Origin of the sequence: Pseudomonas antarctica, from assembly GCF_001647715.1 — a bacterium.
In the GTDB taxonomy this organism is placed as follows: Bacteria; Pseudomonadota; Gammaproteobacteria; order Pseudomonadales; family Pseudomonadaceae; genus Aquipseudomonas; species Aquipseudomonas antarctica_A.
Window position 1 is genome coordinate 3,904,290 of sequence record NZ_CP015600.1, and the last position, 12,099, is coordinate 3,916,388.

The following is a 12,099-nucleotide window of genomic DNA, read 5'->3' on the forward strand; positions in this document are numbered from 1 at the left end:
CAGTTGACACATTTCTAGCTGACCCACCGCTATCGCAAGCAAGCCAGCTCCCACAATTAGCGTTGCGTCAACCTTGCTGCCAGCGCCTTGGCCTGAATCGCCACATCAGTCACCGCCGTGCTCTCCCACCACATCCCGCGCAACGGCGGGCCCATGGCGAACAGGCGCTGGCTGACCTTGCCTTCGGCATCGACAACCGCGCCCGACACATCCGCCGCAATCCCCAGCGCGAGCGGCCCGGGCTGGATCAACCCGCGCTTGAGCAACTGCTGCGGTAACGGCCGGGCCACGCGGCGCCAATCGTATTCAATGCCGCTGGAGTTGATCAGTGCCGCACCCGCCACCTGAGTGACCACCTGCTCGCCGCGACGACGCACGTTGATCGTCACTGCGTCATCGGACGCGACCAGGCCCTTGAACGACGCCGCCTGAATGCGTAGTCGCCCTTCCTCCTGCAACCGCGCCACCAACTGCGCACTCAACGGCGGCGAGCGATGGTGATGGCTTTCCCACCAGGGCCGTACATGGCGCACGAACTGGCGTTTCTCGCGCTCGCCAGCCTGGCTCCACAGGCGACCTATGTGCGCACGCACGGTGTCCAGCGGCGCCTGCCAGTCGATGCCCTGGGCCTGCGCGATGCGGCATTGGCGCCGCACCTCGCGCAGCAATTGCCGAGGGCTGCGCAGGCTGGGGTCAGCGGCGAGGAAATCCTCCCAGCTCGGCGGCTGTCGGCGCACATGGGGCAACAAACCGTGGCGCGAGAAAATCTCGATCGGCCCACGATGACCGGCCTGCTCCAGGGATACCACGGCATCCACCATGGTCAGCCCGGAACCAATGATCAGCACCGTCGATTGCGGGTCGATCCGGGTCATGGCCTGGACGTCCCACGGGTCCACCGCCGCTGCGTTCACGCCGCTGGACTCGGTCTGTGGTGTGCGCGCCGCCGGGAACATACCGGTGGCCAACACCGCGTAGGCGCCGCGCAGTTGCTGGCCGTTATCGAGGGTCAAGCGTGTGGAGGTTTCGTCCACGATCAGGTCGACCACCTCGGCACGAATGTGCTCGACCGTGGACGCTGACAGCGCCTTAGCCTCCGCCAACCTCTGCTGCGCGTACACACCAAAAATCCCGCGTGGCGGGAACAGCTCACTGATCGGCACAGGCTGCTGGTGCGCCTGCGGCCAACCACCGGCGTCAAGGTAGCCGGTGAGCCATTGCGTCAGGTCATCCGCGTTATCCGGGTCGACACTCATGCGCGCGGCGTTACCATTGAGGGTGTGGCCCAATTCGACGGCGCTGTAGGCCTCGCCACGGCCAAGCTCGGCACGCGGTTCGATTACCAGGATATGCCGCTGCCCGGGCAAGCGCAGCAGTTGCACCGCCAACATCGTGCCGCTCAGACCGCCACCGATGATCAGCACATCAGCGTTGCGGATGGATTCAGTCATGCACATTCGCCCTTACTGTTTACCCAGATAAATATCATGCAAATCGCCCCGCGCCAGCAACTCTGTGGCGCTGCCGCTCAAGACCACGCGCCCAGTATCCAGCACGTAGCCCTGGGACGCATAGTTAAGCGCGACGTTGATGTTTTGCTCGGCGATCAGAAAGCTCACCTGCTGCTCGCGGTTGAGCTGCGCGATGATCTCGAAAATCTCCTGCACGATCATCGGCGCCAACCCCATGGACGGCTCGTCGAGCAGCACCAACGTGGGGCGTGTCATCAATGCCCTGCCGATGGCAACCATCTGCTGCTCACCGCCAGAGGTCAGCCCGGCGCGGGTATGGCGCTTGGTCTTGAGTCGGGGGAACCAGGCGTAGAGGCGTTCCAGGTCGTGTTCCATGTCTTTGCGGCTCAGGCGCCGCACAAAGCCGCCGCTGCGCAGGTTGTCTTCCACGGTCAATTGGCCGAACACATGCCGGCCTTCCAACACATGGACCATGCCCTGGCGCACGCGATGGCTGGGGTCGATGCCGGCCAGATCGCGGCCGGCATACTCGATCATGCCGCGGCTGACTTCGGCCCGCTCGGCACGCACCAGCCCTGAAATCGCCTTGAGCGTGGTGCTCTTGCCGGCGCCATTGGCGCCGAGCAAGGCAACGATGGCGCCCTTGGGCACCGTCAATGAGACCCCGGCGACCGCCAGGATCGCGCCGTCGTAGATCACTTCGATGTCGTTGACCGTCAGCAGCGACGGGGGCGCGGGTTCAGCGGCGGGCTGACTCATGGCTTATTCGTCCCCCGTGCAGGTGCGCGGCGTCAGGCCTTTTTCCTTGGCGAACGCGGCGGATTTTTCATCGATCAATGGGCGCAGCAATGCACGGTCGGCGGCGATCCAGTCGCTGATCAGCGTCCAGTTGGCACCGTCCCACTGTTGCACCCGCGCCGAGCCGCCACCTTCGTGGTCGCGGCACGACAGTTTGAGGTTCTGCATCAGGCCCAGGTAGCCCATGGCTTTGAGACGCGCGTCATCGATGTTCAAGTGCTCCAGGCCCCAGCGACCTTCTTCACCATTCAATGGGCGCTTGCCGAACCTGGCCTGGGCGGTGCGAATCGCTTCCACGGCCACGGCGGCGTTTACCAGACCCGAGTTGTAGTAGACGCTGCCGAAGTTTTTCAGGTCTTTGAGGTCGCTGTGCCCTTTGTCGAGGACGGACTGCTTGAGGCGTTTGTGGATCTCGAAATCGGCACCGGCCGGGTATGGCGTGAGCGCCAGGTAACCTTTGGCAGCGGCGCGTGCGGGCAACACGTCTTCGCTGGAACTGGCCCAGATATCGCCGATGATGTGGTCCACCGGGAAGCCGAAACGCGCAGCGGTTTTCACCGCCACCGGGGTCGACACACCCCAGGTGCGCAGGAACACCCAGTCCGGGTTGGCCTGGCGTACCTGACGCCACTGCGCCGACTGTTCGTTGCCGGGGTCGGCCACCGGAATCTGGATATTTTCAAAGCCGTATTTCTCAGCCAACAGTTTCAACGGGCCGAGGGTTTCACGCCCGTAGGCCGAGTCGTGATACACCGTGGCGATCTTCTTGCCCTTGAGTTTGTCGAAGCCACCCTCGCGTTGGGCGATGTAGTTCACCAGGGTCGACGCTTCGCTGTAGAAGGTCAGCATCACCGGAAAGTTATACGGGAACACCGTGCCGTCGGTGGCTTCGGTGCGGCCGTAGCCAAGGGTAATCAGCGGGATCTTGTCCACCTCCGCCCGCTCGCTCAGGGCATAAGCGGCCGGTGCACCATTGGGCTGATAGACCGCAACCGGCGCGCCATCCAGGCCATTCTTGAAGCGCTCGTAGCACTCGATGCCCTTCTCCGCCGTCCATTCGGTCTCGCATTCCTGCCACACCAATTTGACGCCGTTGATGCCGCCTTCGACCTCATTGATATAGCGCAGGTAATCGATCATCCCGGCCCACACCTGCACGCCACTGGACGCGTAGGCGCCCACACGATAGGTAGCCAACGGGATAAATTGCTGGTCGGGCGACGCCACTGCCTGGGGTACCGCACCGGCCAGGGCAGCCAGTGCGAAGGCCGCGCCGACCAGAGAACGTTTGAAGGTTGCACGCATATTGGATGCTCTTGAGGGAATGTTAGAAGCGCAGCGGCCACTGCCGCAGACGGTCACGCAGGTTGTGCAGCAGGCGGATCAACCCCTCGGGTTCCTTAATCAGGAACACGATGATCAACACGCCAAAGATGATTTTCTGCAGGTTCTGCAACTGCCCCGCGTCCACCGAACCACCGAACAACGCCTGCCCGGCATGGCTGAGAAAGATCGGCAGCAGACTGATAAAGGCCGCGCCCACAAAGTTGCCGGCGATGCTGCCCATGCCACCGATAATGATGATGAACAGGATCTGGAACGAACGGTTGATGTCGAAGCTGCTCGCGCTGGCGGTGCCCAGGTAAGCGAAAGCCCACAGCGCGCCGGCAATGCCGAGATAGAACGAACTGACGGCGAAGGCCAGGCGCTTGTAGCGCACTACCGGGATGCCGACCACGGCGGCGGCGGTGTCCATGTCGCGAATCGCCATCCAGTTGCGGCCGACCTGGCTGCGGACCAGGTTGACGGCGGTCCAGGTCAGCAGCAGCACCGTGACCAGGGTCAGCAGGTAGCGGCCCAGCGGCGTATTGAGGTCATGGCCGAACAGTGCGAGTTTTGGCGCGGAAATGGTGCCGGAGGAACCGTAGTTGTAGAACCAGGGGAATTTGACGAACAGCCATTCCAGGAAGAATTGCGCCGTCAGCGTCGTGACCATCAAGTAGAAGCCCTTGATCCGCGAGCTGGGCAGCCCAAATACCAACCCCACCAATGCACTGATGATCCCGCCACCGAGCAGCGCCACCGGCAAGCCCAGCTCCGGCAGGCGCAGCAGAAAGCCGTAGGTGGCAAACGCACCGACAGCCATGAACCCGGCCGCGCCCACCGAGGTTTGCCCGGTGTAGCCGGTCAACAGGTTCAAGCCCAGCCCGGCCAGTGACAGCACCAAAAATGGAATCAGGATCGCATTCAGCCAATAATCATTGCCCCACAGCGGCACCACGATAAAGGCCAGCACGAACAGGCCGATAAGGCCCCAGGGCACACGCCGCTGAATCAACAGCAACGGCGCAGTTTGTTGAGCAACGGGAATCGACATGGTTTCAGACTCGCTCGATGGCGCGCTCGCCGAACAGGCCGGCGGGACGGATATACAGGAAGGCCAGGGCCAATACATAGGCGAACCATGGCGTGATGCCGCCGCCGATCAGCGGGCCGATATACACCTCGGCGAGGTTCTCCGCCGCGCCGACAATCAGCCCGCCGACGATCGCCCCGCCGATCGAGGTAAAGCCACCGATGATCAATACCGGCAGAGCCTTGAGCACCACCAGCGACAGGGAAAACTGCACGCCCTGGCGCGCGCCCCACAACAGGCCCGCCACCAGGCCGACGATGCCGGCCACCGCCCAGACGATCTGCCAGATGCGGTTGAGGTTGATGCCGATGGACAACGCCGCCGTGGTGTCATCCGCCACCGCACGCAGCGACACACCGATGCGCGTCTTGTTGAACAGCAGCGCCAGCACGGTCACCAGCACCACGGCGGCTGCCGCGGCGATCAGGTCGAACTGGCTGAGCATCAGCGGCCCGACAAACAGCGGCACATCGTCGATGCCCAAATCCAGCGCGCGCACCTGCGAGCCCATCACGCCCTGGGCCAGGCCTTCGATAATGAACGACAGGCCCAAGGTGGCCATGAACAGGGTGATCTGCGAGCGATTGACCAGCGGCCGCAATACCAGACGCTCGATGAGCAAGGCGCCAACGATCATCACAATCACCGTCAGCAACAACGCCAGGGCAAACGGCACACCCTGGTCATGCAGGCTGACAAAGGTCAGGGCGGCAAACAGCAGCATCGAGCCCTGGGCGAAGTTGAACACGCCGCTGGCCTTGTAGATCAGCACGAAGCCGATGGCGACCAGCGAATACAGGGTGCCGGCGAGCAGGCCGCCGAGCAGGGTTTCGAAGAAGAACGTCATCAGTGCGTAACTCCCAGATAAGCCGCGATCACATCCGGGTTGGCCTGTACTTGGGCGGGCGTGCCGTCGCCAACCTTGCGTCCGTAGTCGAGCACCACCACATGGTCGGACAAGCCCATGACCACGCCCATGTCGTGTTCGATCAACACCACGGTGGTGCCCAGGTCGCGGTTCACATCGGCGACGAAGCGGGCCATTTCCTGTTTTTCCTCGGCATTCATCCCGGCCATGGGCTCATCCAGCAGCAACAGGCTGGGGCCCGCGATTAACGCGCGGCCAAGCTCTACGCGCTTTTGCAGGCCATAGGACAGGTTGCCCACCAGCACATCGCGATGGGCTTGCAGTTCGAGGAATTCGAGAATGCCTTGAGCACGCAGGCGAAACGCTTCGGCCTCTCGACGCGCGCGCGGCAAGTCGAGGGCTTGTTCAATAAAGGTGGTGCGCATATGCCGCGACAGGCCGGTGAGGATGTTGTCGAGCACGCTCATCTTCTTGAACAGCGCGTTGTTCTGGAACGTGCGGCCGATGCCGCGACGCGCGGCGCCCAACGGGTCGATGCGGTGGAAGTGGTGTTGCTCAAAAACGATTTCACCAGCGTCAAAGCGATACACGCCGTTAAGCACGTTGAGCAACGAACTTTTGCCGGCGCCATTGGGGCCGATCAGCGCACAGATCTCGCCGCGCTGCACCTGGAAGGACAAGGCATTGATCGCCTTGACCCCTTTGAACGACAGCGAGATATCCCGCACTTGGAGAATGGCCTGGCTCATGCGATATCCCGTTTGAATTCAGCCAGCCATGCTGGGTCGTTGTGGGGCTTTTGCGTGCTGGGTGGCTGCCAGATGTAAGCCAGGCGCTGGAAGCCCAGCAGTTTGCGCACGCGGTTTTTGATCAGGCGCCGCACGCCACTTTGCGGGTGCGCAATGGCCCAATCGCACAGGCGTCGACGCCAGGTGCCGGGGGGCGCGAGGCGACGCTCGATAGCGTCAGCCACGTGCTGCAAGCGCTCGGGCGACAGCAGCAGGCCGGTCGGCGCGACCTCGCTGCAATCGCGCCGGGCCGAGGCGAGGCTTTCCGGAAATGCCAGGCCGTGGCCGCTGTTCAGCCATTGCTCCAGGACCTCCTTCAGGCCGCCTTGCCAGTGAGTGCCCTCCTCACTCCACAACACGGTTTCACCGCTTGATTGCCACCAGCGATGCAGATGTTGCGCCGGGTCTACCGGGCCGAGCAGTTGGTTAAAATCCAACAGGTTGGCGGACTGCCAATGCCGCACCTGCTGACGCCCCTGCGCATAAGAATGAGTGGGATGAATGCGCCACAGCTGCTGGTACAGGGCTTCGGGCTCCAGGTCATCGGCCAGGGTCAATACTTGCCCGCCGATGGACTGTGCGGCCAGCGCCAACAGCAACAGGTTGGGCTCGAAAGCACCGCTGAGGGCCAGCCGCGATTGCTCGCCGAAACCCTGCTGGCGCAGGCCGTCGGCCAGGCGTTCCACATCGCGCAAGGCATCGATCCAGCGCCACGCATACCACTGGCCCTGGCGCTTGTGCCGCAAGGCGATGTGCAGCGGGGTAATCTGCGCCCAGTGGTGCAATTGCGCCTGGGCTCTGGGTAAATGGTCGAGCCGTTCAGCGGGCCATTCCAGCACCTGCGGACGTTTGAGTTCGTGCACGCTCATAGGGGTAATACTCCTATTGGGTGGTTAAGCGTGCGGTGGTCCGCTGGCTGAATTATTTGGATCGACAACGATTAACTGTGGGAGCTGGCTTGCCTGCGATGGCGGCGTGTCAGTTGGCAATTTTCCAGCTGCCCCACCGCCATCGCAGGCAAGCCAGCTCCCACATGCATTGAGTTTGTTCAGTTAGAGGGTGGTCGCTTTGAGGTCGCGATAGCCGGCACCCGGATGGTTCGACGCCAGCCGCGCGCCCTCGCCGAACAGCTTTTCGCGCAAGGTGCCCTGGGCGTATTCGGTCTTGTACACGCCGCGTTTTTGCAACTCCGGCACCAGCAAGTCCACGGCGTCGATAAAGGTTTCGTGGGTCAGCGCGTAGGCCAGGTTGAAGCCGTCCACATCGGTCTCTTCGACCCACTCCTGCAACAGGTCAGCCACGGTCTCGGGGCCACCGACAAACAGCGGGCCAAAGCCGCCAATGCCGACCCAATCGGCCAGCTCGTTGGGTGTCCAGACCTTGTTCGGGTCCGCCGTGGAGAAGGCTTCCACGGCCGATTGAATGGCATTGGTGTGCACATGCTTGAGCGGCTCATCCGGTTTGAACTGGCTGAAATCAATGCCGGTCCAGCCGGAGATCAGCGCCATTGCACCTTCGTAACTGACGTAGGATTTGTACTCCTCGAACTTGGCTTTCGCCTTGGCGTCGGTCTCGCCGACGATCACCGTCTGCAAGTTGAAGATCAGGATTTTCTTCGGATCACGCCCCGCCTCAGCGGCGCGGCGGCGGATGTCGGCGACGGTCTTTTTCAGCAGCACCTTGGATGGCGCGGCGACGAACACGCACTCGGCCTGTTCGGCGGCGAACTGCTTGCCACGGCTGGACGCACCGGCCTGGTAGAGCACCGGCGTGCGCTGCGGCGATGGCTCGCACAGGTGAATACCGGGCACCTGGAAGTGTTTGCCAACGTGGCGGATCTCGTGGATCTTGCTCGGGTCGCTGAAAATCCGCCGTTCGCGGTCACGCAGTACGGCGCCCTCTTCCCAACTGCCTTCCCAGAGTTTGTAGCAAACTTCCAGGTATTCCTCGGCATAGTCATAGCGCGCGTCGTGTTCGGTCTGGGCTTTCTGGCCGAGGTTCTTGGCGCCGCTTTCCAGGTACGACGTGACAATGTTCCAGCCAACGCGGCCCTTGGTCAGGTGATCAAGCGTGGAAAGCCTGCGGGCAAACGGGTACGGATGCTCGAAGGACAACGATGCGGTGAGGCCAAAGCCCAGGTGTTCGGTGACCAGGGCCATCGGCGCAATCAGCGACAAGGGATCGTTGACCGGCACTTGCGCGGCCTGGCGAATCGCCGCGTCACCGTTGCCGTTGTACACATCGTAGATACCCAGCACGTCGGCGATAAACAGCCCGTCGAATTTGCCGCGTTCAAGGATTTTCGCCAGATCGGTCCAATATTCCAGGTCCTTGTACTGCCACGAGCGGTCACGCGGATGCGCCCACAAGCCGGGGGATTGGTGGCCGACACAGTTCATGTCGAAGGCATTCAAACGGATTTCACGGGACATCAAAGCACTCCGTTGAGGTGGTAGTTGCCGACAGCCTGGTATTTGCCGCGCAGCGGGTCGTCGAGGGTCGACGGCAGCGCGGTGCGTTGGCCGGTCAGTTCGAATTCAGCATTGCTGGCAGCAATGAGGGCTTCGGCGGCGGCGATTTGTGCTTCGATCAAGGCCACGGGGCTGGGATGGGTTTCGGCGCGTTCCAGCAGCGCGGCGGCCACGTCGATGCGAATCTGCACATCGCCGAAGCGGCTGATCACATAGGGGTCATCGCTGGCCTGGACAAAGCGCCGACTGTTCTCCAACAGTTGGCGCGCCTGATGCAGTGGGTGGTTCAGTGTGTGCTTCAGTGTATGGCTCAGTGCTTCGTTGAGTGCGGTCATGGGTCAGGCTCCTCAGTTCCAGGCGTGGCGTGCAGGCTTCACGCCGTTGAGCACAAAGTTGCCGATCAAGTGGTATTTCCAGCGTGCCGGGTCGTGCAGGGTGTGGGTGCGCGCGTTGCGCCAGAAGCGATCGAGGTTGTGCTTGCCCGTGACCGAGCGGGTGCCGGCCAGTTCGAAGAGTTTGCTGCTGGCGAGCAAAGCGGTTTCAGCCGACAGGACTTTGGCCTGGGCGACCACCAGCGAAGCGTTGGCCACGGTGTCTGCATTCGGCTCGGCCAGGGCCAGGTCAACCGCCTTGCCGGCTTTGGCGAGGATGGCTTCGGTGCCGTGCACGCGCCACTCCAGGTCGCCAATGGCCGCAATCGTGAACGGGTCTTGCCAGCCGTGATCCTGCTGGCTGTCGATCCACGGGCGTGCCTGGCGCGCATACGATTTCGCCTGTTCCAGAGCGCCCAGGGCGATACCAGTGTCGACCGCCGCCTGGATAATCTGCGAAATCGGGCCATTGGCGGTGGGTTGGTCAAAGGCCAGGTGGGCCGGGATCACCGCCGTGCGGGGCACGGTCACGCCGTCGAGGGTCACGCCACCGCTGGCGGTGGTGCGCTGGCCGAAGCCATCCCAACTATCAATCACAGTGAGGCCCGGCGCATCGCGTTCGACGAACGCGATGAAGGCCTGGCCGTTTTCGTTGTTGCCGACGGTGGGCACGAGATGGGCGAACAACGCGCCGGTGCAGTAAAACTTTTCGCCGTTGATTTGCGCGGTGTCGCCCTCGAAACGGATCTGGGTGTCAAACGTGCCGACGTTTTTGCTCTTGGCCTCAGAGAAGGCGTTGCCGAATCGGTAGCCCGCCAGGACCTTGCCGAAGTAGTGACGCTTTTGTTCCGCGCTGGCGGTTTGCAGCAGGATGTCCACCACGCCCAGGTGATTTTGCGGGATTTGCCCCAGGGACGGGTCGGCGGCGGAGATCAACTTGATCACCTCGGCCACGGTTACATAGGACACCTCGGCGCCGCCGTAGGCCTTGGGAATGGTGATACCCCACAGGCCGCTGGCAGAAAATTCGTCAAGCTCGTCGACGGGCAGGCGCCGCTCGCGGTCGCGCACGCTGGCGTCGACGGCAAAGCGGGCGGCCAACCGAGTGGCGACCTCAATGGCTTCGGCATCCGAGCGGATGATATGGGCAGGGTGTTGAGGATGGGCTGACATGGGCCGACTCCAGGCTCCGATGAGATACCTGGGTGATTGCAGGAGTCGTGCCTGAATTTAATCAGCAATAAAATCAGTGAGTTGCTGGTAAAACACGGCGATTGACCACGCGTCAAACCAGCAAAGTGTGCATCTACTGTTGCCTGGTAAACAGTTAGATCACCACGTTGCGCACAAAGCGCACGGCCACCTCACCGTCATTGCGATAACCGTGGGCCTGACGGCTGGCGAACATGTAGAACTCGCCGGCGGCGACGTGCTGTTCTTCGCCATCCAGAATCAGCGTCAGGCGGCCTTCGAAGACGAACAGCTGCACGCTCCAGCCTTCCGGGTCTGGCTCGGGGTTGTAACGATCACCTGGTTCCAGGCGCATCTCCCACAATTCCACTTCGCGGCGCGCGGTGGCTTTGGCCAGCAATACGGCTTTACTGCCGGGAATATCGCCGGCCCAGGCCAGCTCGTTGATGCGGCTGTGGTCACCCGCATCCGGGGCCTGGATCAGGTCGCTGAAGGCCACGTCCAACGCTTCGGCCACACGGTCCAGAGTGGACAGGCTGACGTTTTTCTCGCCCGCCTCGATAGCCACCAGCATGCGTCGGCTGACCCCGGACTTCTCCGATAGCGCGGTTTGGCTCAAGTCGGCAGCATGCCGCAGACGACGAACGTTCTGGCTGACGTGTTGCAGGACCGAGGCCCGTTGTGGATTTTCTTTGTGCACTATATTGCTCAATAGGTAGGTGTGCGCAGTATACTGCCCAGCGTGCGGCGCATTGTGCGGTCCGTGCCTTTCCCTTGCAAGACCGAGCCGCCATGACCGCCCCGAACGCTTCCACACGTTTCAACCGTTTCAGCAAAGCCGAATGCATCCTGGTGGTCATCACCATGATTTGGGGCGGCACGTTTTTGCTCGTGCAACACGCCATGACCGTCAGCGGCCCGATGTTTTTTGTCGGCCTGCGGTTTGCAGCGGCGGCCATCGTGGTGGGCTTCTTTTCATTGCGCACCTTGCGCGGCCTGACCCTGTTTGAATTGAAAGCCGGCGCCTTCATTGGCACGTCGATCATGTTCGGCTACGGCATGCAAACCATCGGGTTACAGACCATTCCGAGCAGCCAATCGGCGTTCATTACTGCGCTGTATGTGCCGTTTGTCCCACTGCTGCAGTGGCTGGTGCTGGGGCGCCGGCCGGGGCTGATGCCGGCCATCGGCATCATGCTGGCGTTTACCGGGTTGATGCTGCTCACCGGCCCGGCCGGCGCCTCGCTGAACTTCAGCCCCGGCGAAATTGCCACGTTGATCTGCGCCGTGGCAGTGGCGGCCGAAATCATTCTGATCAGCGCGTTTGCCGGGCAGGTGGATGTGCGTCGCGTGACCGTCGTGCAATTGGCCACGGCATCGCTGTTGTCGTTTTTGATGGTGGTGCCGATGGGTGAGGCATTGCCGGGGTTCTCCTGGCTGCTGCTGTTCAGCGCCGTGGGCCTGGGCTTGACCAGTGCAGTGATCCAGGTCGCGATGAACTGGGCGCAGCAAAGTGTATCGCCGACACGCGCCACCCTGATCTATGCCGGTGAACCGGTGTGGGCCGGCGTGATCGGGCGAATTGCCGGTGAGCGCTTCCCGCCGATTGCGATGGTCGGGGCGGCGTTGATTGTGGCGGCCGTGATTGTGAGTGAGTTGAAGACGAAGGGGCAGAAGGCGCTCGAACTACGCGATGAAAGGGAACAGGAACAGCAAGGGTAAGG

The 12,099-nt window shown here is 62.4% G+C and carries 12 protein-coding genes; 1 reads left to right on the forward strand and 11 read right to left on the reverse strand.

Annotated elements, in window-relative coordinates; genetic code table 11:
* Positions 1-56: 56 nt before the first annotated feature.
* From A7J50_RS17470 to A7J50_RS17520, 11 genes are all read right to left on the reverse strand, one after another.
* The gene (locus tag A7J50_RS17470; protein ID WP_064452940.1) at positions 57-1,451 is read right to left on the reverse strand and encodes an FAD/NAD(P)-binding protein; all 1,395 of its coding nucleotides are present in this window, start codon (positions 1,449-1,451) and stop codon (positions 57-59) included.
* Between the two features lie 12 nt (positions 1,452-1,463).
* Positions 1,464-2,231: an ABC transporter ATP-binding protein gene (locus A7J50_RS17475; RefSeq protein ID WP_064452941.1), complete on the reverse strand. Its 768-nt coding sequence runs from the start codon at positions 2,229-2,231 to the stop codon at positions 1,464-1,466.
* A gap of 3 nt (positions 2,232-2,234) precedes the next feature.
* On the reverse strand, positions 2,235-3,575 hold the full coding sequence (locus tag A7J50_RS17480) for an ABC transporter substrate-binding protein (protein ID WP_064452942.1): 1,341 nt from the start codon (positions 3,573-3,575) through the stop codon (positions 2,235-2,237).
* Positions 3,576-3,597: 22 nt separating this feature from the next.
* Positions 3,598-4,647, reverse strand: a complete 1,050-nt coding sequence (locus A7J50_RS17485; protein WP_064452943.1) for a branched-chain amino acid ABC transporter permease — start codon at positions 4,645-4,647, stop codon at positions 3,598-3,600.
* Positions 4,648-4,651: 4 nt separating this feature from the next.
* Complete coding sequence (locus A7J50_RS17490; RefSeq protein ID WP_064452944.1) at positions 4,652-5,533, reverse strand: branched-chain amino acid ABC transporter permease; 882 nt, start codon at positions 5,531-5,533, stop codon at positions 4,652-4,654.
* On the reverse strand, positions 5,533-6,303 hold the full coding sequence (locus tag A7J50_RS17495; protein WP_064452945.1) for an ABC transporter ATP-binding protein: 771 nt from the start codon (positions 6,301-6,303) through the stop codon (positions 5,533-5,535). Before A7J50_RS17495 ends, A7J50_RS17490 begins: the two co-directional genes overlap by 1 nt.
* Positions 6,300-7,211: an AMP-binding protein gene (locus A7J50_RS17500; RefSeq protein WP_064452946.1), complete on the reverse strand. Its 912-nt coding sequence runs from the start codon at positions 7,209-7,211 to the stop codon at positions 6,300-6,302. Before A7J50_RS17500 ends, A7J50_RS17495 begins: the two co-directional genes overlap by 4 nt.
* A gap of 183 nt (positions 7,212-7,394) precedes the next feature.
* The gene (locus A7J50_RS17505) at positions 7,395-8,774 is read right to left on the reverse strand and encodes an LLM class flavin-dependent oxidoreductase (RefSeq protein WP_064452947.1); all 1,380 of its coding nucleotides are present in this window, start codon (positions 8,772-8,774) and stop codon (positions 7,395-7,397) included.
* Positions 8,774-9,148 carry a hypothetical protein gene (locus A7J50_RS17510; protein WP_064452948.1) on the reverse strand — a complete coding sequence of 125 codons (375 nt, stop codon included), beginning with the start codon at positions 9,146-9,148 and terminating at the stop codon, positions 8,774-8,776. Before A7J50_RS17510 ends, A7J50_RS17505 begins: the two co-directional genes overlap by 1 nt.
* Positions 9,149-9,160: 12 nt before the next feature.
* Positions 9,161-10,357 carry an SfnB family sulfur acquisition oxidoreductase gene (locus A7J50_RS17515; RefSeq protein WP_064452949.1) on the reverse strand — a complete coding sequence of 399 codons (1,197 nt, stop codon included), beginning with the start codon at positions 10,355-10,357 and terminating at the stop codon, positions 9,161-9,163.
* 154 nt (positions 10,358-10,511) lie between these two features.
* Entirely contained in the window at positions 10,512-11,075 is a 564-nt protein-coding gene (locus tag A7J50_RS17520) for a helix-turn-helix domain-containing protein (RefSeq protein WP_064452950.1), read from the reverse strand.
* A 92-nt stretch (positions 11,076-11,167) separates the two neighbouring features.
* Here A7J50_RS17520 and A7J50_RS17525 point away from each other — a divergent pair, with 92 nt between their 5' ends.
* The gene (locus A7J50_RS17525) at positions 11,168-12,097 is read left to right on the forward strand and encodes a DMT family transporter (RefSeq protein WP_064452951.1); all 930 of its coding nucleotides are present in this window, start codon (positions 11,168-11,170) and stop codon (positions 12,095-12,097) included.
* The last annotated feature ends 2 nt before the right edge of the window (positions 12,098-12,099 follow it).

Excerpts from the sequence above, each read along its gene's own strand:
- A7J50_RS17480 (WP_064452942.1), bottom strand. The coding sequence starts at position 3,575 with ATGCGTGCAACCTTCAAACGTTCTCTGGTCGGCGCGGCCTTCGCACTG.
- A7J50_RS17490 (WP_064452944.1), bottom strand. The coding sequence starts at position 5,533 with ATGACGTTCTTCTTCGAAACCCTGCTCGGCGGCCTGCTCGCCGGCACC.
- A7J50_RS17470 (WP_064452940.1), bottom strand. The coding sequence starts at position 1,451 with ATGACTGAATCCATCCGCAACGCTGATGTGCTGATCATCGGTGGCGGT.
- A7J50_RS17525 (WP_064452951.1), top strand. The coding sequence starts at position 11,168 with ATGACCGCCCCGAACGCTTCCACACGTTTCAACCGTTTCAGCAAAGCC.
- A7J50_RS17485 (WP_064452943.1), bottom strand. The coding sequence starts at position 4,647 with ATGTCGATTCCCGTTGCTCAACAAACTGCGCCGTTGCTGTTGATTCAG.
- A7J50_RS17475 (WP_064452941.1), bottom strand. The coding sequence starts at position 2,231 with ATGAGTCAGCCCGCCGCTGAACCCGCGCCCCCGTCGCTGCTGACGGTC.
- A7J50_RS17515 (WP_064452949.1), bottom strand. The coding sequence starts at position 10,357 with ATGTCAGCCCATCCTCAACACCCTGCCCATATCATCCGCTCGGATGCC.
- A7J50_RS17510 (WP_064452948.1), bottom strand. The coding sequence starts at position 9,148 with ATGACCGCACTCAACGAAGCACTGAGCCATACACTGAAGCACACACTG.
- A7J50_RS17505 (WP_064452947.1), bottom strand. The coding sequence starts at position 8,774 with ATGTCCCGTGAAATCCGTTTGAATGCCTTCGACATGAACTGTGTCGGC.
- A7J50_RS17500 (WP_064452946.1), bottom strand. The coding sequence starts at position 7,211 with ATGAGCGTGCACGAACTCAAACGTCCGCAGGTGCTGGAATGGCCCGCT.
- A7J50_RS17495 (WP_064452945.1), bottom strand. The coding sequence starts at position 6,303 with ATGAGCCAGGCCATTCTCCAAGTGCGGGATATCTCGCTGTCGTTCAAA.